Source organism: Paenibacillus sp. 598K, from assembly GCF_003851045.1.
GTDB lineage: Bacteria > Bacillota > Bacilli > Paenibacillales > Paenibacillaceae > Paenibacillus_D.
In genome coordinates, this window is the sequence record NZ_BFBX01000133.1 from 51,984 (window position 1) to 77,637 (window position 25,654).

At 57.1% G+C, this 25,654-nt stretch carries 20 protein-coding genes; 16 read left to right on the forward strand and 4 right to left on the reverse strand.

Features of this window, described 5'->3' with window-relative positions:
- Window positions 1-78: 78 nt before the first annotated feature.
- Window positions 79-1,491, reverse strand: coding sequence for a PepSY-associated TM helix domain-containing protein (locus PA598K_RS30385; protein ID WP_128660534.1), 1,413 nt, complete (start codon window positions 1,489-1,491; stop codon window positions 79-81).
- Window positions 1,492-1,784: 293 nt separating this feature from the next.
- Here PA598K_RS30385 and PA598K_RS30390 point away from each other — a divergent pair, with 293 nt between their 5' ends.
- The 5 genes from PA598K_RS30390 (at window position 1,785) to PA598K_RS30410 (ending at window position 7,703) form a co-directional block, all read left to right on the forward strand.
- Window positions 1,785-2,768: a LacI family DNA-binding transcriptional regulator gene (locus tag PA598K_RS30390; protein WP_128660535.1), complete on the forward strand. Its 984-nt coding sequence runs from the start codon at window positions 1,785-1,787 to the stop codon at window positions 2,766-2,768.
- Between the two features lie 178 nt (window positions 2,769-2,946).
- Entirely contained in the window at window positions 2,947-4,203 is a 1,257-nt protein-coding gene (locus tag PA598K_RS30395) for an ABC transporter substrate-binding protein (RefSeq protein WP_128660536.1), read from the forward strand.
- A gap of 101 nt (window positions 4,204-4,304) precedes the next feature.
- The gene (locus tag PA598K_RS30400; RefSeq protein ID WP_128660537.1) at window positions 4,305-5,180 is read left to right on the forward strand and encodes a carbohydrate ABC transporter permease; all 876 of its coding nucleotides are present in this window, start codon (window positions 4,305-4,307) and stop codon (window positions 5,178-5,180) included.
- Entirely contained in the window at window positions 5,180-6,016 is an 837-nt protein-coding gene (locus PA598K_RS30405; RefSeq protein WP_128660538.1) for a carbohydrate ABC transporter permease, read from the forward strand. The genes PA598K_RS30400 and PA598K_RS30405 overlap by 1 nt, the downstream gene beginning before the upstream one ends.
- Window position 6,017: 1 nt before the next feature.
- Window positions 6,018-7,703, forward strand: coding sequence for a glycoside hydrolase family 13 protein (locus PA598K_RS30410; protein WP_128660539.1), 1,686 nt, complete (start codon window positions 6,018-6,020; stop codon window positions 7,701-7,703).
- Window positions 7,704-7,814: 111 nt separating this feature from the next.
- Here PA598K_RS30410 and PA598K_RS30415 read toward each other — a convergent pair whose 3' ends face one another.
- A complete protein-coding gene (locus PA598K_RS30415; protein WP_128660540.1) occupies window positions 7,815-8,681 on the reverse strand; it encodes a PhzF family phenazine biosynthesis protein in 867 nt (288 codons plus the stop codon).
- A 278-nt stretch (window positions 8,682-8,959) separates the two neighbouring features.
- On the opposite strand from PA598K_RS30415, the gene PA598K_RS30420 reads away from it, so the two are divergent.
- The 6 genes from PA598K_RS30420 to PA598K_RS30445 all read left to right on the forward strand — a co-directional run bounded on the left by PA598K_RS30420 (window position 8,960) and on the right by PA598K_RS30445 (window position 15,675).
- The gene (locus tag PA598K_RS30420; protein WP_128660541.1) at window positions 8,960-9,841 is read left to right on the forward strand and encodes a cell wall hydrolase; all 882 of its coding nucleotides are present in this window, start codon (window positions 8,960-8,962) and stop codon (window positions 9,839-9,841) included.
- Window positions 9,842-9,955: 114 nt separating this feature from the next.
- Window positions 9,956-10,570 carry a hypothetical protein gene (locus PA598K_RS30425; protein WP_128660542.1) on the forward strand — a complete coding sequence of 205 codons (615 nt, stop codon included), beginning with the start codon at window positions 9,956-9,958 and terminating at the stop codon, window positions 10,568-10,570.
- A gap of 71 nt (window positions 10,571-10,641) precedes the next feature.
- Window positions 10,642-12,534 (forward strand): molecular chaperone HtpG, encoded by a 1,893-nt coding sequence (htpG, locus tag PA598K_RS30430; protein ID WP_128660543.1) that lies wholly within the window; start codon window positions 10,642-10,644, stop codon window positions 12,532-12,534.
- A gap of 215 nt (window positions 12,535-12,749) precedes the next feature.
- The gene (locus PA598K_RS30435; protein WP_128660544.1) at window positions 12,750-13,823 is read left to right on the forward strand and encodes a fatty acid desaturase; all 1,074 of its coding nucleotides are present in this window, start codon (window positions 12,750-12,752) and stop codon (window positions 13,821-13,823) included.
- A gap of 122 nt (window positions 13,824-13,945) precedes the next feature.
- Window positions 13,946-15,073, forward strand: a complete 1,128-nt coding sequence (locus PA598K_RS30440) for a sensor histidine kinase (RefSeq protein WP_260405698.1) — start codon at window positions 13,946-13,948, stop codon at window positions 15,071-15,073.
- Window positions 15,074-15,075: 2 nt separating this feature from the next.
- On the forward strand, window positions 15,076-15,675 hold the full coding sequence (locus PA598K_RS30445; RefSeq protein ID WP_128660546.1) for a response regulator transcription factor: 600 nt from the start codon (window positions 15,076-15,078) through the stop codon (window positions 15,673-15,675).
- Window positions 15,676-15,798: 123 nt separating this feature from the next.
- On the opposite strand, the gene PA598K_RS30450 is transcribed toward PA598K_RS30445, so the two are convergent.
- On the reverse strand, window positions 15,799-16,902 hold the full coding sequence (locus tag PA598K_RS30450; protein ID WP_128660547.1) for a copper amine oxidase N-terminal domain-containing protein: 1,104 nt from the start codon (window positions 16,900-16,902) through the stop codon (window positions 15,799-15,801).
- A 599-nt stretch (window positions 16,903-17,501) separates the two neighbouring features.
- Between PA598K_RS30450 and PA598K_RS30455 the strand changes: the two genes are divergently transcribed.
- The 3 genes from PA598K_RS30455 (at window position 17,502) to PA598K_RS30465 (ending at window position 21,080) form a co-directional block, all read left to right on the forward strand.
- Window positions 17,502-18,890 (forward strand): AraC family transcriptional regulator, encoded by a 1,389-nt coding sequence (locus tag PA598K_RS30455; protein ID WP_185602317.1) that lies wholly within the window; start codon window positions 17,502-17,504, stop codon window positions 18,888-18,890.
- 103 nt (window positions 18,891-18,993) lie between these two features.
- Window positions 18,994-20,049 (forward strand): ABC transporter substrate-binding protein, encoded by a 1,056-nt coding sequence (locus PA598K_RS30460; RefSeq protein WP_260405699.1) that lies wholly within the window; start codon window positions 18,994-18,996, stop codon window positions 20,047-20,049.
- On the forward strand, window positions 20,046-21,080 hold the full coding sequence (locus PA598K_RS30465; protein WP_128660550.1) for an NAD(P)/FAD-dependent oxidoreductase: 1,035 nt from the start codon (window positions 20,046-20,048) through the stop codon (window positions 21,078-21,080). Before PA598K_RS30460 ends, PA598K_RS30465 begins: the two co-directional genes overlap by 4 nt.
- A 126-nt stretch (window positions 21,081-21,206) precedes the next feature.
- Here PA598K_RS30465 and PA598K_RS30470 read toward each other — a convergent pair whose 3' ends face one another.
- On the reverse strand, window positions 21,207-22,358 hold the full coding sequence (locus tag PA598K_RS30470) for a Gfo/Idh/MocA family protein (RefSeq protein ID WP_260405693.1): 1,152 nt from the start codon (window positions 22,356-22,358) through the stop codon (window positions 21,207-21,209).
- A gap of 155 nt (window positions 22,359-22,513) precedes the next feature.
- Here PA598K_RS30470 and PA598K_RS30475 point away from each other — a divergent pair, with 155 nt between their 5' ends.
- Complete coding sequence (locus PA598K_RS30475) at window positions 22,514-23,425, forward strand: helix-turn-helix transcriptional regulator (protein ID WP_128660551.1); 912 nt, start codon at window positions 22,514-22,516, stop codon at window positions 23,423-23,425.
- A 189-nt stretch (window positions 23,426-23,614) separates the two neighbouring features.
- On the forward strand, window positions 23,615-25,564 hold the full coding sequence (locus tag PA598K_RS30480) for a hypothetical protein (RefSeq protein WP_128660552.1): 1,950 nt from the start codon (window positions 23,615-23,617) through the stop codon (window positions 25,562-25,564).
- The last annotated feature ends 90 nt before the right edge of the window (window positions 25,565-25,654 follow it).

The following is a 25,654-nucleotide window of genomic DNA, read 5'->3' on the forward strand; positions in this document are numbered from 1 at the left end:
TTCTTTCTACCTGTCCTTTCCCAATCGGAAGCCCCCCTCCTCGTAACGCGGACGGAACGTTAGTTCAGGAGCGAACGACTAGCCGAACCAATGCCTCAGCCTCTCGATCCTCCGCAGGAGGAGCAGGTCGAGCGCCAGCACGACGATCAGCGACAGCCCAACGAGCGGCATGATCAGTCCGCATACGATCATGATCGCCAGGACCCCAAGCGTCGCCCGCTTGTCCTTGGGACGGGGCGGCGCGCCCAGCTTTCCGGCAGGCTTGCGTTTCTGCCACATCACATAGGAGCTGATGGAGATCAGGATCAGGCCAAGCGCGACGATCAGCCCCAGCAGTTGGTTGACGATGCCGAATAGCTGTCCTTCATGCAAGGCGATGCCGAGCGTGATCGCCTTGGCCATCCAGCCGTAATCGGCATAGCGGACGTCGGTGAGCACAGCGCCGCTATACTGGTCAACGTGCAGCGTCGCATTGTCGCCGGGACGGCTGTGCGAGGTCGCGATCGTATAGACGCCGCGCTCGCCGTGCGGCATCGAGATTGTGTAAGGCCGCGCCACCTGATGCCGTTCGGCGATGCCGCTGACCTCCTCGACGGCGAGACGGACATAGCCGCCTGCGACAGACTCGGGTACGGGCAACTGCTCGGCAGCCCAAGGCACGTCCTCGGAGACATCCTTGGTTACGGTGACGGAGTTGGGCTTGGCAGCGAAGCTCAGCGCATATGGAGGATAATCCGTATGCGTCGCTGTCGCGACCTTGTTGATCTGCTGTCCCATCACGCCGGACCAGGGCAAGCCGGTGAGGATGAGGACGACGATGCCGACAGAGAGCCAGAATGCCGGGACGGCATGCAGATCGCGCCAGAACTGACGGCTGCCTGGCTTGCTCAGACGGGGCAGGATCGTCCCCCAGAGCGCCGACTTGTTGCGTGGCCACCACAGGCACAGTCCAGTCAGCGTCAGGATGAGTGCCCAGCAGGCAGCGAGCTCGACCAGTCGATTCGCCCAGGTGCCGCCGATGACGAGCTCGCTGTGCATTTTTTTGAAGAAGGCGCTGAACGTATGGTCGTTGTCCAGGATGCCCCGGATATGGCCGGTGTAAGGATCGGCATAGAGCGTTTGAAAGATGCCGTCTCGGGAGGCGCCCAGCTTGAGCGTCGCAGCCGGATCGTCGCTATAGGTAACAGACGATACGCTTGTGCCGGGATAGGCTCTCATCGTACGGGCGACGATCTCATCGGCTGGGAGAGCGGCAGCGCCAACCTCACGCACGGTGAGCATGTCCTTGTACAGATAGCCTTCGATCTGTGGCTTGAACAGATAGACAGAGCCGCTTACGGCCAGGATGATGATGAACGGGGCGAAGATCAGTCCGGCATAGAAATGCCATCGCCACACGGAAGCATACCATGCGGTCTTCCAGCGGGAGCGGGCGTTGGCGGCGGAACTTGAGGCGATACGCGGTTGCTTGTCCATCCTGTTCGGTTTCATAACATTCCCCTAACCCAGTAAAATTTCACTGCTAGTCAGTATAAAGGGTTGCTTCTGATTCGGGTATGACTCGATCGAGCCATTTCTCAGACTGTGGAAGAACGCTCCCGTGACCGTAGGCTCCGTTTTGAGGGTAGTCTGATTTCTCTGAGCGTCGATCCGGCCTCCTTTTTGATTTTAGTGGTTTGATCGGAGCGTAATTTGTACAATAGATAAATAGAAATCAATAAAATGCATTTTTTTTTACGTAAAATGAAGCCGTACAAGGCATATCCGATAGAGGAGGAACAGCGATGGTCAGAATGGAAACGATCGCCAATCTGGCAGGCGTATCGATATCTACCGTTTCCAACGTATTGAACGGTCGTTCCAATGTGGGGCAGGCGACGCGGGAGCGCGTGCTGCAAATTTGCGAGGAACAAGGCTACCAGCTAAATCGACAGGCCAAAAAGGAGCGCTCGAGCAAGTCGAATCGCATCCTGTTTGTGTTCCAGGATTTCGACCGCGACTTTTACTTGAAGATCATCCACGGCATCAGCGACTACCTGACCGAGAACGGCTATGATCTGGTCATCTGCACCAATCGTTCGAGCAGCAGCTTCATGCGCAGCAGCTTTGCCAGCGGCGCGATCTGCCTCGACGGCAGCATGACCGACGAGGCGGTGTTGGCCGCGGCGGCAGGCGAATTCCCCATCGTCGTCATGGACCGGTTGATCGAGCAAGCGGACGTCCCGGTCAAGAGCGTCGTCGTCAACAACTATCCGGTTATGTGCGAGCTGGTGCAGACGCTTGTCGATCAAGGCATCCGTCGTTTCGGCTATCTTGGCGGTCTGGAGCATACGCTCGACAACCGCGAGCGGTTTGCCGGGGTGACGGATACGCTGGAGAAGAATAATTTGTCTTTTGATCGCAAACATTACTACCACGGCAATTACCGGGAGCAAAGCGGCTACCAGGCAGCCAAAATTATCGCGCTGAGTCACGACCTGCCGCAAGCGCTCGTCTGCGCTAATGACAATATGGCGATCGGGGCGATCAAGGCGTTTGAGGAAAGCGGCATCCGGGTGCCGGAGCAGATCGTCGTCACGGGCTTCGATGACTCGGAAACGTCGGAGATGGCCGGTCTGACGACGGTCACGATCCCGCGTTACGAGAGCGGCTATCTGGCTGCCAAGACGCTGCTGGAGATGATCGACGGGGAGATGGAGCGCAGACCGTTCAAGCTCAATGCTGCGGTGACGTGGAGGCGGAGCGCGACGAATAGAAGAGAGCCGTAACAGTGGATTGTCGCATCAGTAGACTGTATCCTCATCGATCCTGTCTAAAGTAAAATTTTACGATAATCGATTTTAGTTTTACTTCGATTATTTTATTTTTTTGGTATGGAAGTGTTTACAATCCGCATAAGGTTGGTAATAGTAACTGAAAGTTATAACCATCAAGGGGGCGTGTACATTGAAACAAGTAAAAAGGATTTCCAGTTTACTGGCCGTAGTAACGGCTGCGGCGATGGTCGCCGCATGCGGCAACGGGGCGAATGAACCGACTCCGGGCACGGGCGGCGGCAATAACGGGGGCGGCGGCATGGCGCCGATCTCCATCTTCCAGTCCAAGGTCGAGATCGCCGGCGACCTCGAGGCGCTGGCAAAGAAATATACGGAGGAGACGGGCAATCCGCTCGAGGTGTGGGGCTCTGCCGGCGACGCGTATATTACGCAGCTGCAGGCGCGACTAACGGCCAATGAAGGTCCGACGATCTTCAGCGTCCAGCCGGGCGAGGAAGCCGAGCGATTCAAATCCTATTATTACGATCTGTCCAATGAAGCGTATGTAGCTGATCTGGCAGAGGGAATCGGTCTTGAGATCGATGGCAAAATTATGGGCATGCCGCTGGCGGTCGAGGGCTTTGGCCTCGTCTACAACACCGACCTCGTCGATCCGGCGAGCGTCAAGGATCTGGCGAGCTTCACAGAGACGCTGAAGCAGCTCAAGGCGGACGGGGTCAACGGCTTGAGCCTGTCCCAGGAAGCGTACTTCCTGATCGGCCATCTGATCAATACGCCGTTCTCGCTGCAGGAGGACCCGCAGGATTATCTGGCCAAGCTTGCGGCGGGCGAGGTGAAGACGGCCGAGACGCCGGAATTCCAGGAGTTCGCCAAGTTCCTCGAGGTGATCCGCGCCGAGACGACGAATCCGCTGGAGGTCACTTATGACCGGCAGATGGGCGACTTCGCCACCGGTCGCAACGCCATGGTCCATCAAGGCAACTGGAGCTACGGGATGCTGGAGGACTTCGGCGAGTTGAATATCGACATGATGCCATTCCCGCTCATGGGCAATGACAAGCTGGCCGTCGACATCCCGTCCGCCTGGGTGATTAACGGCAAGGCGAGCGAGGCGGAGATCAAGGCTGCCAACGCCTTTATGGAATGGCTGATCACGAGCGAGACCGGCAAAAATGCGATCGTCAACGAGTTCAAGTTCATCCCGGCCGTAACGAGCATCGAGGCAACCGATCTGGACCCGCTTTCGCAGGCCGTCTATGACGCTACGCAAAACGGCAATACGATGCCGTGGGCGCTCAACTATTTCCCGCCGGGCATCATCATCAACGATCTGTCGCCGCTGGCGCAGGAGTTTTTCCTCTCCTCGTCGATGACGGGCGAGCAGTTCCTCGAGCGGCTCGACCAAATCTGGGCGAACGCCGGATAATCCAGCACACGCATAAGCTACAAGCGAAAGCCTGACTTGCCAGCCATGTTGGGCTTTCGCTTTGTCTGAACCTCACTACACGATGGAAAAGAGGCGCACGGATGAAAAAAAATAGAGACCGGGCATGGTATGCCCTATTTACCGTCCCGCTGCTGTTTATTTTTTCGATTGTGGTCATTATTCCGTTTCTGATCGGGATCTACTACTCCTTTATCAGCTGGGACGGAATCGCCGCCAACCCCAAAGTGTTCGTCGGCCTGGACAACTACGCCCGGCTGCTCCAGGATTCGCGCTTCATCCGCTCCGGTTGGGTGACGCTGCAATTCACGTTGCTGGCGCTTGTGATCGTCAATGTGTTTGGCCTGCTGTTCTCGCTGCTGGTGACGAGCAAGCTGCGGCTGCGCAATGCCGCCCGCACGATGCTGTTCATGCCGAATCTGATCGGCGGTCTGATCCTCGGCTACATCTGGAAGTTCATCTTCACCGATGCCTTCCGCAATGTCGGCGAAGCGACGGGCTGGACCGGATTTTTCTTCAACTGGCTGCTCGATCCGCAGTATGCGCTGTTCGCGCTGGTCATCGTCTTCGCCTGGCAGATGGCGGGTTATACGATGATCATCTACATCGCCGGCATCCAGGGCATCCCGGACGATGTGATGGAGGCGGCCCGGGTCGACGGGGCGAATATGTGGCAACGGCTGACGCGCATCATCTTCCCGCTGCTGATGCCGTCCTTTACGATCTGTCTGTTCCTGACGTTGTCCGGGGCGTTCAAAATCTTCGACGTCAACCTGTCGCTCACCGGCGGCGGGCCGATCAACTCGACGGAGCTGCTGGCGATGAATATCTACAATGAAATCTTCGGCTATAATCGCTACGGCCTCGGCCAGGCGAAGGCGATCGTCTTCTTCATCCTCGTCGCAGCCGTCACCGTGACCCAGGTCATCATTACGAAGCGAAGAGAGGTGCAGCTGTAATGAAGAAATCCGGCAAATGGGCGCTTGAGGCGCTGCTGCTGCTCGCTGCACTGGCCTTTCTGTCGCCGATCTACATCATGCTCGTCAACTCGTTCAAAAATCGGGCCGAGCTCTACGAAAATGTGCTCTCGCTGCCGTCGACGTTCAGCTTCCAGTATTACCGCGAGGCGATCGACAAGATGAACTTCCTCGGCGCCTTCGGCAACTCGCTCTACGTGACGGTCGTCTCGGTCATCTTCATCGTCGTACTGGCGTCGATGACGGCGTGGATGCTCGTGCGCACGGACAATCGGCTGAGCCGGATCATCTTCCTCGTGTTCGTCTCGACGATGCTGATCCCGTTCCAGACCTTGATGATGCCGCTGATGCAGGTGATGGACTGGATCCGCTCGAATACAGGCATCCCGATGCTGAACACGCATGAAGGTCTTATCTTTATGAACATCGGCTTCCATGCGAGTATGGCGGTGTTCCTCTACCACGGCTTCATCAAGTCGGTGCCGATCGCGCTCGAGGAAGCGGCGACGATTGACGGCTGCACCAAGTTCGGCGTGTTCTGGCGGATCGTATTCCCGATGCTCAAGACGATCACCGTCACCGTCGCGATCCTCGACGTCATCATGATGTGGAACGACTACCTGCTGCCGTCGCTCGTGCTCTCCTCGACGGGACTGCGGACGATTCCGCTGGCGACGTTTTATTTCTTCGGCGAGTTCACGATCGTCTGGAACCTGGCAATGGCAGGCCTGACGCTGACGATCATCCCGGTCGTCATCTTCTACGCCTTCGCGCAGAAGTACATCATCAAGGGCATCGCCGCCGGGGCGGTGAAGTAGGATGGCTAACACAAACGAGACGCCGGATCGGCAAAGACCGGGCCCGACTCGCGCCTGGTGGAAGGAGGCCGTCGTCTATCAGGTGTACTGGCGCAGCTACTACGACTCGGACGGCGACGGCTACGGCGATCTGGCAGGGCTGATCGACAAGCTCGACTACATCGGCGGGCTCGGCATTGATATTATCTGGCTTAATCCGATCTTCGAATCGCCGGATTTCGATAACGGCTACGACATCTCCGACTACGAGGCGGTGATGGCCAAGGCCGGGACGATGGAGATCTGGGAGCGGCTGCTGGCGGAGGTGCATGCGCGGGGGATGAAGCTGATCATGGATCTGGTCGTCAACCATACGTCGATGGCGCATCCGTGGTTCATCGAATCTCGCGCCTCGCGGGACAACCCGAAGCGAGACTGGTACATCTGGCGCGACGGCTCGGGTCATCAGCCGCCGAACAACTGGCGCTCGTACTTTGCCCCCTCAGCATGGGCGTGGGATGCGCAGACGGAGCAGTACTACCTCCATTCCTTCGCGGTCGAGCAGCCGGATCTGAACTGGGCCAATCCCGAGCTGCGCCGCGAGATCTACCGGATGATGCGATTCTGGCTGGACAAAGGGATCGACGGCTTCCGCCTCGACGCGATCGCGCTGCTGGCCAAGCCGGAGCGGTACGAGGATGCGGCGGACCCCGACAACATCGGCTATCTGACGAATAATCCGGGTCTGCATGACTATCTGCAGGAGATGAATCGCGAGGTGTTCCGCCATTACGAGGCGGTGACGGTCGGCGAAACGGCATTCGTGACGCCGGAGGAGGGACTGCTGTATGTAGACGAGTCTCGCGGCGAGCTGAACATGCTGTTTCACTTCGAGGTGTGCGATGAGATGGAGTCGTGGGATATGCTCCGCTTCAAGCAGGTGCAGCGCCGCTGGTACGAGGGACTGTGGGGGCGCGGCTGGAACTCGCAGTTCCTCAACAACCACGACCATACGCGGCAAGTGACCCGGTATGGCAGCGACGGCGTCTTCCGGGTACCATCGGCCAAGCTGCTGGCGACGATGCTGCATACGCTGCCGGGCACGCCATATGTGTATCAGGGCGAGGAGATCGGGATGACCGGCGTGCGTTTCCCATCGATCAACCATTACAACGACATCGCCATGCGCAACCGCTACGAGGAGGAAGTGACCAAGGGCGGCGATCCCGAGACGGTGCTGGAGCGGCTGCAGCCGCTCAGTCGGGACAACTCGCGGACGCCGATGCAGTGGGACGACAGCGACAATGCCGGCTTCAGCGCCGGTCCGCCGTGGATGTACGTCAACCCAAACTACAAGGAGATCAATGTCGAGCGGGACATGGCCAGCCCGGACTCGATCTATCGCTACTATCAGCGGTTGATCGCGCTGCGCAAGCAGTATCCGGTCATGGTGTACGGCGACTTCGCCGAGCTCGACCCTTGGCGGGGCGATGCGCATCTCTACATCTATACGCGCACGCTCGGCGAGGAGACGTGGCTGATCGTGCTCCATCACGCCGACCAGCCGACCGTCGTGGAGCTGCCCGAGCCGTGGCGCAGCAGGGAGCGGGTGCTACTGCTCGGCAACTACGCCGACGCGGGCGAAGCGCTCGGCGCGCCATTGCAGCTCAGCCCGCATGAGGCCAGAGTGTACCGGATGGGCGGCTAGCGAGTGGACCGTTGCAGCCAGCTTGCTCAGGGCGTCCCGGTCGGTGGCATCGCAAGCCAGGTCAGTCGGCTATGCAGGGCCGGCAGGCGCTGCGCCGGAACGCCCTCCCTGCTACAGCCACTCGCCCCGAGCCTGGAGGAAGACTTGGCCGCCGACGAAGATGTCGACGGCCTCTTCCTGCTGCTCGGCCTCGACATGGAGCAGCGACGGCCGTCCTGTCCGGTAGCCCTGCTCCGCCCGATAGGACAGACGCTGCTCGCCAAAGTAGCGGTGGGCGACCAGGTAGCCGGCGAGGTTGCCGTTGGCGCTGCCGGTCGCCGGGTCCTCGGCGAAGCCGGGATCGTCGACGAATACGCGGACGTGGATGTCGTTGTCCGGGCGGATCGTCTCGCGGCTGAAGGCGAGGATGTTGGCCTTGTCTGCCGTGTCGATCAAGCGCTGGTAGGCCTCGGGCGCGATGCGGCAGCGGTTCAGGGCATCGAGCGAGCGCAGCGGTACGATGTAGGACGGCAAGCCCGTCGAGACGACCTGGATCGGGTAATCGGGCTCCATATCGTCCGGCTCGATCTGCAAGATGCGGCATAGTTGCTCGCGGTCGTCGAGCGGCTCGCCGAAGACGGGCGGATTTTGCCGCATCGTCAGCCGTTCGCCGTCGATCGTCACCGGGATCTGACCGGCCTCCAGGTTGAGCCGGACGGTCGTCTCGCCGTCCTGCTCGAGCATATGGTGGATGATGTAGGCGGTGCCGAGCGTCGGATGACCGGCGAACGGCACCTCGGTGTCGGGTGTGAAGATACGGACATCATAGCCCCCGTCGGGCTGCTTGGGCGAGACGATGAAGGTCGTCTCGTGATAGTTGATCTCCTTGGCGATCTGCTGCATCGTCTCCTCAGGCAGCGGCGCGAGGGGGGCGAAGACGGCAAGTTGATTGCCCTGATAGCGCTGCTCGGCGAAGACGTCGACGATGTAATATCGCATGCGCGTGTCAGCTCCTTTGTTGATTGTTGGTAGGTATAGCAGACAGTGTAGCACTCACGCAGTACGGGCGCAATGCATGGTAATTTGAGGATGAATTTACAGTTGGGGACTGCGCAGGCAGTCCTCTTTTTTGCAGCGTCGATGCGGGTTTGCGCGACTTCGGGTATCCCATCGTTCGCTAATGTTTCCTTATGCAGGGTGCGGCAGAGGTACGTTTTTCCATGGTCTCTCCAAATCTATCTGTAGTAGAGTAGACTACGGATAGGAGGAATCGATGGATGAAGTTAACAGGTAAGAAGCTTGGCTGCATCGCGCTCCTGGCTGGACTGCTCGCAGCGCCGGCCGTCGTGGGCGCGACGCAGGTAACGACGACGAAGATCACCGTGGACGGGACCGAGATCTCGACACCTGCGGCGCTTCGCCATGATCGGATGCTGGTGCCCGCTATTCTGTTCGATCAGTTGGGCGCCCAGGTAAGCTGGAGCGAGCAGTATCGCTCGGCGGTGCTGCGGCAGGACGGGCTGACGCTGGCCTTCCCCGTGACGAGGAGCTACGCCGACTATGACTGGGGGCGCAATCAGTGGCAGAGCGAGCCGCTGATGGCGGGGGCGTTCCTGCAGGGCGGGCGGGCCTTCGTGCCGCTCGCCTATACGGCGGACAAGCTCGGCATGACGACGACCTACGATGCCAAGAGCGGGACGGTATCGCTGCGGACGAGCAAGGGCAACTACAAGGCGCAGTCGATTGCCGGCATCAGCCGCGTCGTCTCGGCATCCGACGAGGACATGAAGTGGCTGTATCGCATCACGGAGGCCGAGGCCGGGGGCGAGAGCTACACCGGCAAGGTGGCGGTGGCGGCCTCGATCCTTAATCGCGTGCTGGATACGACAGGTTACTGGCCAGACACGATCAAGGAGACGATCTTCCACGTCACGCATTATAACGGCAAGTCTTACTATCAATACTCGCCGGTGCTGGACAAGCGCATCTACGATGCGGTCCCGTCAGCCGAGACGATCCGCGCGGTGGACGAAGCGATGAGCGGCAGCGACCCGTCGAAGGGCGCGCTCGTGTTCTACAACCCCGACAAGACCGACAATCAATGGGTGCGCAGCCGCCCGGTTACGATCGTCATTGGCAATCATGTATTTACAGAATAATCCTCGGGAAGCCCTGCGGCGCGTTTACGCTCGCAGGGCTTTTTTTTAATTTCTGGAAGAAACACTCAACTTTTCCCCTTTTACTTGTGTCTAATTAACAAAGGAGCTGATAACGTGAGGAGTAATAGGAAATGGACTTGGCTATTTGTAGAAATCGCAATCCTGTCCTGTTTATTGGTTGGGGACATCATGAATAATCAGTCACCGGAATCGTCTATTACGGAGGTGAAAACTTCTATTAATACCACTGTGAACTCCGCACAGAAAGTGAAAGCACATGCTTTAATACAGACCTACCCATTTGATGAAGCGTTACAGCAAGCTGATCTTGTTTCGGAAATCGTCATTACCAACCATGCTGGAGAAATCGACGAGCCTTCCACAAAGACTATTTTTTCGGCAGAGATTGTCAAAAGTTATAAAGGTGGGCTTGAAGCCGGAGAGACAATAGATGTTTTGCAAGAAGGGAACAGCAAAGTCGAGTTTAATGGGACTCGTTTTTTTCAGGTCGGTGAAAAGTATGTGCTCATTTTGAAAAAAGCCACGGGTTTCTCTGAACGTACTTATTGGATCCTGGGCGGAGAGAGTGGAGTATACGAAGTAGTGGACGATAGTACAATTATCAAGTGGGCCAAGGTTGAAGATAATCAGATCCGAAATAAAGAGCAGTTTGAACAATTAATTACTGCACAGGTAGCTGAAAAAAAACCACTTGGCACTCAGCGGTGAAGAGTGCTAAAATAATCCTAGTCCAACCATAACCACACCGATGTATATATGTGAAGGGAGCGAGTATGGAAGTGGAAAAGAAGCAATTCCAGGCAGAATCCAAACGGTTGCTGGAGATGATGATTAATTCGATCTATACGCAGCGGGAGATCTTCCTGCGCGAGCTGATCTCCAATGCCAGCGACGCTATCGACAAAATCTACTACAAGGCCTTGACCGACGATACGCTCGTCTATGACAAGGACAGCTACTATATCAAGGTGACGGCGAACAAGGATGCCCGTCTCCTGACGATCTCCGACACCGGGATCGGCATGACCCAGGAGGAGCTGGAGAGCAACCTCGGCGTGATCGCCAAGAGCGGCTCGCTGGCATTCAAAAAGGAGAACGAAATCAAGGACGGCCACGACATCATCGGCCAGTTCGGCGTTGGCTTCTACTCGGCGTTTATGGTCGCCGACAGCGTCACCGTCGTCAGCCGCGCGCTCGGCAGCGACACCGCCTACAAGTGGGAATCCGACGGCGCGGACGGCTATACGATCGAGCCGACAGACAAGGATAGCGTCGGCACCGAGATCACGCTGAAGATCAAGGAGAACGGCGAGGAGGACAACTACGACGAATTCCTGGAGCCTTATCGGCTGCGGGCAATCATCAAAAAGTACTCCGACTTCATCCGTCATCCGATCAAGATGGATATCCCTTCGTCGCGTCTCAAGGAAGGCAGCGAAACGGAGTACGAGGAGTACGTCGAGGAGCAGATCGTCAACAGCATGGTGCCGATCTGGAAGAAAAACAAAAACGAGCTGACAGACGCGGATTACGAGGCGTTCTATCATGAGAAGCGCTACGGCTTCGACAAGCCGCTCAAGCATATCCATATTAGCGCCGACGGTGCGGTCGTCTACAACGCGATTCTGTTCATCCCGGAGAACACGCCATTCGACTACTATACCAAGGAGTACGAGAAGGGGCTGGAGCTGTACTCGGCCGGCGTCCTGATCATGGACAAATGCGGCGACCTGCTGCCGGATTACTTCAGCTTCGTCAAGGGTATGGTCGACTCCGAGGATCTGTCGCTTAACATCTCCCGCGAGATGCTGCAGCATGACCGTCAGCTCAAGCTGATCGCCAAGAACATTAAGAACAAAATTAAAGGCCAGCTCCAGAGCCTGCTGAAGGACGAGCGCGAGAGCTACGAGAAGTTCTACAAGGCGTTCGGCCGCCAGCTCAAGTTCGGCGTATACAATGAATACGGTCGCGACAAGGACGTGCTGCAGGATCTGCTGCTGTTCCACTCGTCGACCGAGAAGAAGCTGGTTACGCTCGACGAGTACATCGGCCGCATGCCGGAGGAGCAAAAGTACATCTACTATGCTGCCGGTTCGTCGATCGAGCGGATCGAGAAGCTGCCGCAGGCCGAGATGGTCGCCGACAAGGGCTACGAGATTCTCTATTTCACCGACGATATCGACGAGTTCGCAATCAAGATGTTGACCAGCTACAAGGAGAAGGAATTCAAAAACGTCTCCAGCGGCGATCTCGGCATCGAGGAGGACGACAAGGACAACAAGGACGAGTCGATCGAAAACGAGCATAAGGATCTGTTCGAAGCGATGAAAGAGATCCTCGGCGACAAGGTCAAAAGCGTCCGCGTCTCGAAGCGTCTGCGCAGCCATCCGGTCTGCCTGACGACAGAGGGCGAGCTTACGATCGAGATGGAGAAGATCCTCGCGGCGATGCCGAACAACGAGAACGTCAAAGCCGACAAGGTGCTGGAGATCAACAGCAACCACGAGGTGTTCGCCTCGCTGAAAAACAGCTTCGAGAGCGACAAGGAGAAGCTGGGTCTGTATACAAATCTGCTCTATCATCAGGCGCTGCTCATCGAAGGGCTGCCGATCGAGGACCCAGTCCAATTCACCAACGATATCTGCAAGGTGATGGTTGCGCCAACGGCGTAATCTCGCTTGCATCTTGCATATTGCATCCAGTACCCCCCTGCCGTGGCAAACGGCAGGGGGGTTTTTAGGTTATGGCGAACCATGACATTTGTCATGTGCAAGAGATGACGTTTATGACTACGTGGGGGTGACGTTTTCCTCTATAATAAAAATAGAAAAAAGTCCCGGCACTGCGCGCGCTTCGCGCCAGCCGCACGAGGAGGAAGGCGCTGCACATGAATTCAACCGAGTCCATAAAAGAGCTTAAAAAAACGGTCAAACCTTTCGAGCAGACCAATCTCCGGTCAAGCCTGATCCAGATGGCCAATACGCTGCTCCCGCTCATCCTGTTATGGTATGTGACATATTTGAGCTTGTCCGTGTCCTACTTCCTGACCTTGCCGCTCGCTCTCGTGACCGCGGGCTTTGTTATACGAACTTTCATTATCTTCCATGATTGCTGCCACGGATCGTTCTTCCGAAGCAAGCGCGCTAACGACATCATCGGTACGATCACCGGCTTGTTGACGCTGGTTCCTTACGAGCAATGGAAAAACGCGCACAACATCCACCACGCGACCAGCAGCAACCTCGACAAACGCGGCATAGGCGATTTGTGGATTATGACGACGGCTGAATACCGCGCGGCATCGTTTTGGAACAAAGTGTTCTATCGGTTGTATCGCTTTCCGCTCTTCATGTTCACAGTCGGCCCGATCTTCGTCTTCCTGTTTCAGTATCGGTTCAACCGCAAGGGTGCCAAGCGCAAGGAGCGGATGCATACGTATCTGACCAATGTGCTGCTGGTCGTCCTTTACGGGCTCCTGATCTGGGCGGTCGGCTGGCAGAGCTTCGTGCTTGTGCAAGGGCCAGTGTTCTTCTTCTCTGGTCTGCTCGGCATCTGGCTGTTCTATGTACAGCATCAGTTCGAGGAGTCGTACTTTGAGAAGGATGACGAGTGGAGCTATGTGAAGGCGGCAGTCGAAGGCAGTTCCTTCTACAAGCTGCCCAAGGTGCTGCAATGGATGACCGGCAACATCGGCTACCACCATGTGCATCACTTGAGCCCAAGAGTGCCAAACTATTACCTGGAGCAAGCGCATAACGAGACGCCGCCGCTTCACAAGGCGACGACGATCACGTTATGGACCAGTCTCAAATCGCTGCGCTTCCATCTGTGGGATGAGGACCTGAAAAACTTCGTCACCTTCGGCAGCCTGAAGCACAAGGCCCGTGCAGCCGAGAGCATGACGGGCAAGCTGGCGCTCGGCAGCAAACCGATCAGTGAAAAGCGAGCCGCTCGTACCTGAAGTTTGTTATAATAGCGAAAGAAGCGACTTTCATGTTGAGCTGGTCGCGCGCCTCCAAGGCGGACGGCAGCTCAACGAAAGATTCTTTCGCTATTTTTCGTATAGTCAAGGAGGACGACCGTCTGAAGTGGTACCAAATTTTGCAGCGCAATACGGGTCTTAGCCCGTATGTCTGGGTCGTCTTTTACATTCTTCCGTTCTACTTTGTATTCAGCTCCACCTCGATGTATCAGACGATCGTCGGCGGGGTTATGATTCTCGGATTTTTCATCTGTTACGTCCTGTCGTTCATCTCCAAGGGCTGGGTCGTCTACGTATGGACGACGATGCAACTGATCATCTCGGTGACGATGACGTTATGGTTCGGCTACGTGTACTTCGCGATCTTCCTGGCGTACTTCATCGGGAATATCAAGCATCGCGTCGGCTTTTACACGCTTTACTCGGTGCACCTGATGACGACGCTGGCGACGATCAACTTCGGTCTGCTGGATCGCAATCCGGTCATCATCTCGCAGCTGCCGTTTGTCCTCGTCAGTCTGATCGCCGTCATCCTGCTGCCAGTGACGACGTACAACCGCAACAAGAGCGATCAGCTCGAAGGCCAGCTACAGCACGCCAACGAGCGGATCGACGAGCTGGTCAAGCTGGAGGAGCGGCAGCGGATCGCCCGCGATCTCCATGACACGCTAGGGCAGAAGCTGTCGCTGATCGGACTGAAGAGCGATCTGGCGGGTAAGCTGGTGCATCGTCATCCTGGACGGGCACTCGCCGAGATGGCCGATGTGAGCCAGACGGCGCGCAGTGCGCTCAAGGAGGTCCGCAAGCTGGTGACGGAGATGCGCGGCGTCCGGCTGGAGGAGGAGGTGCAGCGGATCCGTCAGCTGTTGCAGGCGGCCGGGATTGCCTTTGAGCTGGAGGGCGAGCCTCGCCTCGGGCAGACCTCGCTGCTCGGCGAGAACGTGCTGACGATGTGTCTGAAGGAAGCCGTGACCAATGTCGTTCGCCATAGCGGAGCGACATCCTGTCGGGTGAGTATCCTGAAGACGCCGACCGAGGCGGTCATCGAGGTCGTCGACAACGGCAAGGGGATGGAGCTCGGCCGGGATCAACATCGCGGCCATGGGCTGCAAGGGATGCGGGAGCGATTGGAATTCGTCAATGGCCGACTGGATATCCGTTCGGAGCAAGGCACGAGCATCACATTCACTGTCCCCAATGCGCTGCAAGGGGATCGAAGGGAGGCGTGAACATGCTGCGTATCGTCATCGCGGAGGACCAACGGATGCTGCTGGGCGCGTTGGCTTCACTGCTAGATCTGGAAGAGGATATGGAAGTGGTGGGCAGGGCTAGCAACGGTGAGGAAGCGGTCCAGCTTGTAAGAGAGCTGCAGCCGGATGTGCTGATCATGGATATCGAGATGCCGCTGATGACGGGCCTGGATGCCGCCGAGGAGCTGAAGGGGGCGGGCTGCAAGATCGTCATCCTGACGACCTTTGCCCGCAGCGGATACTTCGAGCGGGCGGTCAAGGCAGATGTGCACGGTTATCTGCTCAAGGACAGCCCAAGCGAGGAGCTGGCCGCTTCGATCCGCAGCATCATGGGGGGGCGGCGCATCTATGCATCCGAGCTCGTCAATGAAGGGTTCAGCGAGGAGAATCCGTTGACCTCGCGGGAGAAGGAAGTGCTGGCGCTGATCGCTGGCGGCAAAAATACGAAGCAAATCGCCAGCGAAATGTTCATCACGACCGGCACGGTGCGCAACTACATCTCTGTCATCCTCGACAAGCTGAACGTCAGCAACCGGATCGAAGCGATCACCCGCTTCAAGGAGAAGGGCTGGTTCAAGTGAACCGCGCTGTCCGTCGGCAAACGCAGTAAATTTAAACTCAAGCATCGGCACAAAAGCGCCTGCCGTCCCATCGGGACAGCAGGCGTTTTTTTCTTACTGAAAGCTTGCGTTTGCAAGGTGTGCTTATTGCATTTTCTCGAAATCGTCAACGTTAATCTGCCCCTCGAACACATAGGCATTATTCAGGCCGACCACATCGGTAAAAAAGTTCAGCGGCACATACGTGTTGCCATCGACAAGCGTTGGCGCAGCGCCAAGCTGAATAGCTTCGTTGTCGGCATTGGCGTACCGGTTCTCGTCGATCTTCAGCGAGATGCTGTCATCGATGACGATGCTCTTGTCGGCTGCGTTCCATTTCAGCTTGAGATCGAGCGCTTCGACGATGGCGCGCAGCGGCACCATGACATTGTCATTGTCGTCAAGATAAGCGGCCGGAGCCTGGACAGGCTTGTCGCTGACGACCAGCGGCATCTTGCTGACATCGCCCATCACCTCGGAGATCGGTACAGCAGGCTCGGCATTATCGGTTCCTTCCGTATCAACATCAACCTCGGGCTCTACGATCGGCTGTCCTGCATCATCCTCGAAGGCGACGATTTGCACCGGGGAGGTCTGAGGCGGCAGGCTCCGAGTTGTAACAGTATAGGATACGAGCAGCACATGATCGCTAAGCTCGCCTTCGAACTTCGTGCCGTCCGGGTTGATGATCTTCGTGTCCTCGAATACGTTGAGGATCAGATTGCCGTCTGCGCTGAGCAGATTCTCGTCGAACCGATCGACCTTGTAGTTCATATCGTCTCGCAGCTCGGCGACCACCTCGGCGTTGTATTGCGGCGGGTAGATCATGAGCATCGGCTTGCCGGTGTCATAGAAGATGACGAGCTTTTGACCGACCTCCGGCTTCAGATCGTCGACCAGATACGTATCCGCGGTAATGACAGGGTTGGCGGTCTCGCCGTTCTCAAGCTCCAGGGTCAGCATGAGCATATCGCCGTCTGTGCCATGTTTTTGAATCTCCTTCACGACGCCTTGGACGGCTGCATAGGGAGCCACCTCATCCTGGATCGGCGCGCTGATCGGTATGATATCCTGCTCAGCAGGGGCCTGGATCGGTGCGCTGATCGGGCGCACCTCGGCTGGACTAGCCGAGATGATGGAGGCTGCGGACAGGGAGAGTACGCTTACGGATAGCAAGCTTGTCAAGCTTTTCTTCATGTTGGGTTTCATAGTTGGTCATTCTCCTTTCTTTCCTTCAGGTTACATTGTCTCAGACGGCGCGAGTGGTCAATAGGTTGCAGTAGGGGACGAAGTTTTCGTCGCGAGCGGATATCCTTATCCTGTCCGCGTCTTTGAAAGTGCAATCTGCAAGGTTATAATGAGGAGGATCGATTTTCATCATGAGCTTAGCGCTAAAGGAGGCGACGAAGATGCGCGACAAACCCGAGGTCGAGCCTGCGCGGTCCCATTCCGCCCTATTTGCCGGGACCGGGTCCGAGAGCCGCGAATCCGGTGCTGGCGCACGCTCAGGGCGTGCTGAACGTTCTCCGTCACTGCTCCCGGACTTGTCCGGGGAGGCAATGCAGACCGGCGATAATCCGCCGCTTGTTTTCCTGCGTCGAGCCCTTCATTATACGGGGCATTGGCCTGCCGCAACGAAAAAAAGACCTATTCGCACCTTTGTGCTTTTATATATCAAGCAAGGCGGGGGCGAACTGATCCTTGATCATGCTCCCGTGTCGGTCAAACCCAATCAACTGCTGCTGCTTGTGCCTGGCATGCAAGTGATTGAGCGGTCGGCAGCTCTCGCGTACTGGGATGTTTACTACATGGCCTTCCAGCTGATGCGGCCTGCACGGTCGGTCGGCGGGCGGATGTTGATGCCTTGCGAGCCCAACGCCTTTATGCGGGCCGGCGATGTTGCCGTTGCCGATATGCATGTCGTCGAGCGGCTGGTCGGACAGATGCATGATGACGGCGCAGACAGCGGCATGGTTCGATGGAAGCGTCAATTGGCATTGGCCGAGCTGTTATACATCATGATGTCGGAGCAAGGGGCGCGGCGCGGTCCGGCTTCGGCTCCCGAAGCCGTCCGGCGCTGCGCCGCCTATATGGATCGCCATTACAAGGACAATATACGGATGGACGAGCTTGCGAACTGGTGCGGCCTTCATCGGAGTACATTCACGCGCCATTTCAAGTCAACGATGGGGATGCTGCCCAGCGATTATTTGATGCACACGCGCATTGAAGCGGCCAAGGCCATCTTGCCCGGCGCCGGACCGCTGCGGGAGGTTGCCCGGCAGGTCGGCTTCTGCGATGAATATTATTTTAGCCGGATGTTCAAAAAGATTGCCGGTATGACCCCTACCGTCTACAGTCGTACCGTAGGAGAGCGGACGCAACGCAAGGAGCGCAACGGCAATGTATTGAAGCCTGTTAATGTCGCGGTCACGTATGTAGACGAAGTCGATCATCTGATTGCGTTGGGGCTGCTGCCCGCCGTCGTGCCGTCCGACCGAAGGGAGGATGGCCAAGAGACGGTCATTCCGTATTTAAAGCCGCATATCGCGCATCTGCCGCATATCGGCTGCGAGCTCTCCCTCGATCTGAACCGGCTGCGGCGGCTGTCGCCGGAGTTGATCGTGGCGGGCCGCTTTATGAAAGATTGGGGCGTAACCGGCTTTCATGACATCGCGCCGACCCACTATTATGCCTGGGAGGTGGACTGGCGCAATGTCCATCGCCAGCTTGCGGCGGTACTGGGACGCGAGGCCCAAGGCGAGCAAAATATCGCCCAGTTCGACCGGCTCGTGCGTTCCGTCCGAGACGTCGTCTTTCCGGCATGCGGGGGCAGGACATTCGTCTTTCTCGAGTCCACCCGCGAAGGGGTGCGGATCAGTCCTTACATGAGCAACGGAGGCTGGTTGCTCTACCAGCAGCTTGGCTTCACGCCGGCGTCGGTTGTGAGCGTCAACGGCTGGGAGCATTATGTGACGCCCGAGGCAGCGGCGGACCTGCCGGCCGACTATCTGTTTGTCGGTCAACGAAGCGGCGCCGCGAGCATCCATCGCAGGCTGCTGGACGAGCTGGCCAGGCGTCGAGTGGGTCGTCGACTGATCGAGCTGCCCCGGTATCCGTGGGGGAAGGGCGGGCCGATTGCATTCTCGCAGGGGGTCAGGCTGATCTTGTCCCAATTTGAAAAAATCCACAAATAAATTGCGGAAATCGTACATGGCTTTCCGGTCGGGAATGCGTTACTCTTCTTGTTGAGAAGAATAATCATTATCGGAGAACAAGGGGAGAACAGCTGTGAAGAACATGCAAAAGTGGATGCTGGTGCTGGCGATGTCGGCGCTTATGGTAGGTCTGCTGGCCGCTTGCGGCGGCGAAAGCAAGACAACTGACGGGAACACGGGGGCTGCTGAAGGGGCAGCGGAAGACGCTGCGTCAGGCAATGAAAATGCGGCCTCCGAAAAAACGGACGAGGCAAACGGGGCTGTGCCGGATGAATCGGAAGATGCTGCCGAGCCTTCCTTCCGAAGCGTTACGACGCTGGCGGGTACGGTGGACATTCCGGCCCATCCGCAGCGTATTGTGCTGACCTACGACGACGATGTAGACCATTTCATGGCGCTTGGTTTAAAACCGGTCGCTGCGCCGCTCTATGCACGGACAGATAACATCAACGGCTACCTGCCGTATTTGGCGGATCAACTGGAAGGGATGGAGACGTTCCCGCTGTCCGCGAATCTCGAGCCGATCTTGTCGGCCAATCCGGATCTGCTTGTGGCCGGTTATCATCATCGGGAGGCGTTGGCCGAATTGCAGAAGATCGCGCCTACCGTTTATTTTGACTGGGTTGTCGACTGGAGAGAGACGCATCTGGAGATGGGGCGCGTGTTGAATCTGGAGGAGAAGGCGCAGGCGAATGTCGATGCGTTCAACGCCGAGGTGGAGACGACAAAGGCTGATCTCGCGGAGAAGATCGGAGACGATCCGGTTGCATTTATTCGCGTGCGCCAAAATGGGCTGGAATTGTACGGAGGCCCGGGCACCGGCTCTTCCGCTTCTTTTATCCTCTACGATTTGCTGGGGCTGACGCCTGTGAAGGACGCCGCGACCGATACATGGGGCGGACCGTATTCGCTGGAGAGCTTTACCCAATCGGAGGCGGAGCATCTCTTCCTGTTGATTCAGGAAAATGAAGAGAACCTCGCATTAGTGGACGAAATGCTTGCAAACGAGCTGTATCAAAACGTGCCGGCCATCCAGAAGGGCCAGGTGTACAAGGTGCACAGCTATCCTTGGGAGCGCGGCGGTCCGATTGCGTTCACGGAAGGCATGAAGGAAATCCGAGAGATGGTGCAGCCGTGAGCGGGTTATACGATTTGACCATTATCGGCGGCGGTCCGGCGGGCTTGTATGCGGCGTTTTACGCAGGCATGCGGGATATGAAGGTGAAGCTGATTGAAGGCAAGGACTATTTGGGCGGCTTCCTGCATCATTATGCCGAGAAAACGATTTGGGACATCGGGGGCATTCCGCCGCTCCGCTGCGACCAACTGATCCGGCAGCTTGACGAGCAGGCGCGAACCTTCGATCCTTCCATCGTGTTCGGTCAGCGGGTCGACGGGCTGGAGACGCTGCCCGGCGGCGCTTATCGGCTCCATACCGATATCGGAGACGTCCACGATACGAAGACGATTCTTGTTGCAGTAGGGCGCGGCATTACCGAGATGACCAAGCTGAATATTCAGGGCGCCGATCGTTACGAGCTGACGAATTTGCACTATACCGTGCAAAACCCGGAGGCCTTCAAGGACAAGCGGGTGCTGATATCCGGCGGGGGGAACTCCGCTGTGGACTGGGCAAACGAGCTTGTCGGACTAGCGAAGAACATTACTGTGGTGCATCGTCGCGAGGAGTTTGCGGCCATGGAGCGCAGCGTATCCCGCATGCTGGAGTCGGTTGACGCGCGTACGCCTTTCGAGCTGCAGGAATTGCACGGCCAAGGCGATGTTATAAGCGGGGTTACCATCAAGCACATCGAGAGCGGAGAGACGGAGCTGATCGAGGTGGACGAAGTAGTCATCAGCCACGGCTACACCCGCAGCTACGGCGATCTGCTAAAGTGGGGACTGGATATCGGCAGCCACGGCATCCAGGTGACCGACCATACGGCGACGAACCTCCCCGGCATCTATGCCGCAGGCGACTGTGCTACCTACTCCAACAAGGTCAAGCTGATTGCCGGCGCTTTCACCGACGCTGTCCTGGCCGTCAACAGCGCTATGAGCTACATCGATGCCGAAGCGCCCGCCATGGCATACGTCTCCTCGCACAACGAGAAGTTCCGCGAGCGCAACCGGCAGCTGCATTATGGCGGGCAACGCAGCGCGCCGTAAAAGGCGTGGCGAGCAGACGCCTTAATGATATTTCACCTTAAGGGTGTTCCAGTGAAGTAAGCCAGCGTCAGCCGTCCATACGGCAACGCTGGCTATTCCTCGTATAGTCGCTCCAGTAAGTTCCAGCTAAACGCCTGTCTCGCCGTCGAACGCAACGGTACAGAATTTATCGTTGTCCGCCGATTCATTGGCCTTCAGGCAGAGCAGGGCGCTCCAGAGCCCTTCCGCTAACGAAGTCTCGGACGGGGCTTCGCCACGCAGCGCCTGCATGAAGTTGCGGAGCAGGATCGAATCGCCGCCGCCATGGCCGTCGGTCGGGTCGTGGTCGAGCTTATGGGTTTCGACGCGCAGCTCGTGATGCATATACACGTGCAGCTCATTGGTCACCCAATCGAACTCCAGCGTGCCTTTGTAGCCCATTAATCGCGCTCCGCGCTTGGCGGCTTTGTTGCGGACGAAGAAGTTTTGCGAATAGGCGGCATGCAGGCCCGATTCATAACGGATGAGCGCGCTCCCCGAGTCCTCATTGCCGGTATCGACGCCAAAGCAGCAATACGCCCCCAGCTCCGGCTTGGCGATGGTGCTCTCCGGGCAGCTCAGCTTCTCCTCGCATGCGGCGCATGTCAACCCCACAGGCTTGTTCCCCTTGAAGATCTGCTTCGAACGCATCGCGCAAATCGCCTGCGGGCGTTGCCCGACCAGGTAATTCATATAGTCGAAATCATGAGTAGCCTTCTGCAAAAACAGCCCGCCCGTGATCGATTCGTCCCGATACCAATGGTGATAATAAACGCCGCCGTAATTGACATTGTTCACAGCCTGCACATGCTCTACCGTACCGATTTTGCCGGAGTCGATGATATCCTTGGCCAGTCGGGCAAGCGGCGTATTCCGCAGCGGGAAGGAGACGACGACCGGCGAGCTGGAAGCCTCGTAACCAGCCTTGAGCCGATACAGGTCCTCATAGGTGGTCGCGACAGGCTTCTCCAGAAACAGCGGCAGATTCAGCTTCAGTACCTTCAGTGCCATCTCGGTGTGCAGGTTGCAGCGGGTTCCGATAAATACGCCGTCCAGCCGCTCGTTGGCCAGCATCTCGTCTGCCTCGGTATAAAAGGCGATCTGTTCCGCCTGTGCGCCCAGCTTGATGCGAATCTCGTCCGCGCGAGGGTCGGCGATCGCCTTGATCCGGCTATCCGGCTCCAGCTTCAATAATGTATCCAGCATATAGCCGATGCGCAGTCCATACCCGATAACGCCAAGGTCGATTTTACGGTTCAATGTTTGTCCTCTCCTTTGCAAGGTTAAAACGGATCGCAATCATTCATTTGCGAATTTGCGATAATCTTTGATCATAATAGCATAGGAATATAAGGCTGTATTTGTTTATAATCGAGAAGTAGTTGTTCATAATCGATATTCATGGGGGGACAAAGATGAGCGGGCAGGAAGTATACCGACCCAAGTGCAGACCGATGGACGGCAGAGAGTTCGCGCCGAGCGTACACTGGGCAAGCTATCAGCAAGTCCCTCGGATGACGGGGGAGTATCGCCGTCTGTATGATTTTGAGCTGATGTATGTCGTCGCGGGCGAGATGCAGGTGCAATTCGGCGATCTGGACAGCCCGATCGATTATTACGCTGGCGATCTGTTGTTTATTCCGGCGATGATTCCGCATCGAATCGACATTCCGCTCGAATCAGGCGCCAGGCTGCTCGGCATCCATTTTGATTTTTATGACGAGTTCGAGCTGGAGAGCGAGATCGGCATGCTGGTGGACGAAGCGAATATAAAGCCTGACAGCTTCTGCAACTGGCCGGTCAACGAGCAGCAGGCGCTTTTGTTCGCTCGCAAATACCAGGCGGTGCCGCCTGAGATCGTCAGCGGTATGGACGTTGTAGCCAAGGAGCATCGCACAGGCATGTCCGGCCATGAAATGATGTGCCGCAGCGGCATGCTGCAGGTGATCGCTACCTTGCTGCGCTGTCAGACCGCCTCTGGCAAAGCCGTCAATGTTGCCTACCGGGACGCGTTCGAGCAACTGGCCGATGAACTGCAGCAAGCTTGGCATATCCCCTGGACGATAGCGCGCATGGCCCAGCGGCTTAATGTTAGCGAAGACCATTTTATCCGTCTGTTCAAGGAGTTTTTCGGCAAGACGCCATACCAGCATCTGCAGCATATCCGCCTTCAGGAAGCGAAGCGTTGTCTGCGCGAGACCGATATGAAGATTGAAGCGATCGCTCGGCATGTCGGCTATTCGAGCTTGTACAATTTCAGTCATGCGTTCAAAAAGTGGCAAGGCGTATCGCCGCGGGAGTATCGGAGAATGGGAAGTATCTTGTAGCTCGATCAGCTTGCAAGGTCATCAAATATCACTAAAAGCAAAGAGAAGGTTATGGTTATGGATGGCGCATATCTCTATACTTCTAACTAGTTTATTAAGCACTGCTAGAGAAATGAGGAGATAAACATGTCATCCTATGCGTATATGTTGAGGTTTGTGTTGCGGCCAGGGGACAGGGAGGAAGAGCGCTTGGAGCGCCTCCTGTCTTTTTGTCGTTCGGCCCAAGTGGACGATGTGATGTTTTTTGTCGATCCGATGAATCTGCGCCATGTTACGGAGACGGAGGCCAAGTTATGGCTCGATGCGATGGCGAGGGCGAAGCCGAGGCTGGAGCAGGAGAACATGACCTTTTCCATTAATCCGCTCAATACCTTGACGCATGGCTGCGAAGGGCTGAGCTTGCTGGAGGACCAGCCCTTCCGCCTCATGGTCGATGTGAATGGCTCTAGCACAGGTACTGCCCCATGCCCGCTTTGTCCCGAGTGGCGCGCGTATCTGGCACGCATGTACCGCCAGTACGCAGCGCTGGAGCCGCACACGCTCTGGATCGAGGATGACTTTCGCTTGCACAACCATCCTCCGCTGGAGTGGGGCGGCTGCTTCTGCGACGTGCATTTGCAGCGGTTTGCCCGGCAGTTGGGCGTGGAGCGCCTGGAGCGGGAGGCGTTTATTGCGGGGCTGCTGTCGCCAGGCGAACCGCATCCTTATCGGCAAGTCTGGCTGGATGACTGCCGGAGGATGATGATCGAGCTCGCCGAGCTATTGGAGCAAGCCATCCATGGCGTATCTCCAGCCACGAGGATCGGGTTGATGACGAGCGATCCGGCGGTGCATGCGGCGGAAGCGAGAGATTGGGTCGGCCTGGCCAGAGCCTTCGGCAGCAAGGAAGGGTCCGTGCCGATGGTTGCGAGGCCGCATCTGCCGGTTTACGCAGAGAGCGTCAGCAGCGTCAGCTACGCTTGGGAGTTCAACCGGGTGCCGAGGTTGACGGTCGCGTTATTGCCGGAGGAGACAGAGATTTATCCCGAGCTGGAGAACGTCCCGTATACCGCCTATGCCAAGTCGATCCGCTTTCAACAATACCAGTTGGAAACCGCGCTGCTGCTGGGCAGCAACGGGTGTACGCTCAACATTGTCGACATGTCGGGCAACGGACTTTATCCCGATCCGAAGCAAGCCGCGTGGCTGAGCGAGCTCAAGCCTTTTTTGGAGCAAGCAGCGGCCATGCGCCTAAGCAGCCGTTCCATCCAGGGGGTAAACGTTTGGACGAGTCAGGATTCCGCCTATACGTTGCACACCGAGCAAGGGGCGACCATGGAAGGCTTGTATCCGAGCGAAACGTTCTGGGGCGGGATGTTGTCAGGCTTCGGCATATCCAATACGTTCACAACGGAGGCGGCCAACCATGGGGTCGTCGCGGTATCGGGACAGATGCTGCGCAATTGCAAGGCGGAGCAGATCCGCTCTTTGTTCGGGTCGGCCTGCGTCCTGCTGGAGGGTCAGGCTGTGCAGGCGTTGGTGGAGATGGGATTAGGCGACTTGTGCGGAGTCCGCAAGGCGCAGTGGCGCAGCTTGCAAACCTATGAGCAGATGGTTGCCCAAGCGGAGTACGCAGGCGTGTCGGAGGCCATCATGCGTCCGTACTTGGCCACAAGCCCATGTGTGCTCATCGAATACGAAGCGCAAGGCGTGGAGATACTCTCGCAGCTATGTCTGCCGAGCGGCGAGGTTGTTGCGCCGGGAATGACGATTTTTAACGAGAAGGTGTTTATTCTTCCTTACGATCAGACGGGGGCACGCGGGTTGTTTCATCCGATCCGACGGGAGGTAGTACAGCAATTTTTGCAGCAGTGCGCGTCGCCTGCGCCGTTAATGATTGCAAATGACGCTCCGCATGTCGGTTGCTATGAATGTAAGCTGCCTGATGGCGAGAAGGGCATAGCGATCGTCAATTATTCTCTGGATGATCAGGAGGATATCTGCTTGGCGGGCGCAGGGGATATGGAATCTTGGACTTTATATAATCGCTTACATCCAGAGGGTGTGGTTCCAGATATTATGAAAAACGAGAATGTAATAACCATTCGCGGCGCGTTCCAAGCGATGTCGCTCACCCTCCTGAGCGGGAAGCCAAGGTAAACAAGTGTAAACGAAAGTCATCGCTTGGCTATAGAAGCGAAGGTTTTGACGAGAATATAATTAAGAGGAACTCAGATGGATCATGACATA

Excerpts from the sequence above, each read along its gene's own strand:
- PA598K_RS30405 (WP_128660538.1), top strand. The coding sequence starts at position 5,180 with ATGAAGAAATCCGGCAAATGGGCGCTTGAGGCGCTGCTGCTGCTCGCT.
- PA598K_RS30475 (WP_128660551.1), top strand. The coding sequence starts at position 22,514 with ATGAGCGGGCAGGAAGTATACCGACCCAAGTGCAGACCGATGGACGGC.
- PA598K_RS30460 (WP_260405699.1), top strand. The coding sequence starts at position 18,994 with ATGCAAAAGTGGATGCTGGTGCTGGCGATGTCGGCGCTTATGGTAGGT.
- PA598K_RS30435 (WP_128660544.1), top strand. The coding sequence starts at position 12,750 with ATGAATTCAACCGAGTCCATAAAAGAGCTTAAAAAAACGGTCAAACCT.
- PA598K_RS30400 (WP_128660537.1), top strand. The coding sequence starts at position 4,305 with ATGAAAAAAAATAGAGACCGGGCATGGTATGCCCTATTTACCGTCCCG.
- PA598K_RS30420 (WP_128660541.1), top strand. The coding sequence starts at position 8,960 with ATGAAGTTAACAGGTAAGAAGCTTGGCTGCATCGCGCTCCTGGCTGGA.
- PA598K_RS30445 (WP_128660546.1), top strand. The coding sequence starts at position 15,076 with ATGCTGCGTATCGTCATCGCGGAGGACCAACGGATGCTGCTGGGCGCG.
- PA598K_RS30415 (WP_128660540.1), bottom strand. The coding sequence starts at position 8,681 with ATGCGATATTACATCGTCGACGTCTTCGCCGAGCAGCGCTATCAGGGC.
- PA598K_RS30455 (WP_185602317.1), top strand. The coding sequence starts at position 17,502 with ATGGCCTTCCAGCTGATGCGGCCTGCACGGTCGGTCGGCGGGCGGATG.
- PA598K_RS30385 (WP_128660534.1), bottom strand. The coding sequence starts at position 1,491 with ATGAAACCGAACAGGATGGACAAGCAACCGCGTATCGCCTCAAGTTCC.
- PA598K_RS30410 (WP_128660539.1), top strand. The coding sequence starts at position 6,018 with ATGGCTAACACAAACGAGACGCCGGATCGGCAAAGACCGGGCCCGACT.
- PA598K_RS30450 (WP_128660547.1), bottom strand. The coding sequence starts at position 16,902 with ATGAAACCCAACATGAAGAAAAGCTTGACAAGCTTGCTATCCGTAAGC.
- PA598K_RS30390 (WP_128660535.1), top strand. The coding sequence starts at position 1,785 with ATGGTCAGAATGGAAACGATCGCCAATCTGGCAGGCGTATCGATATCT.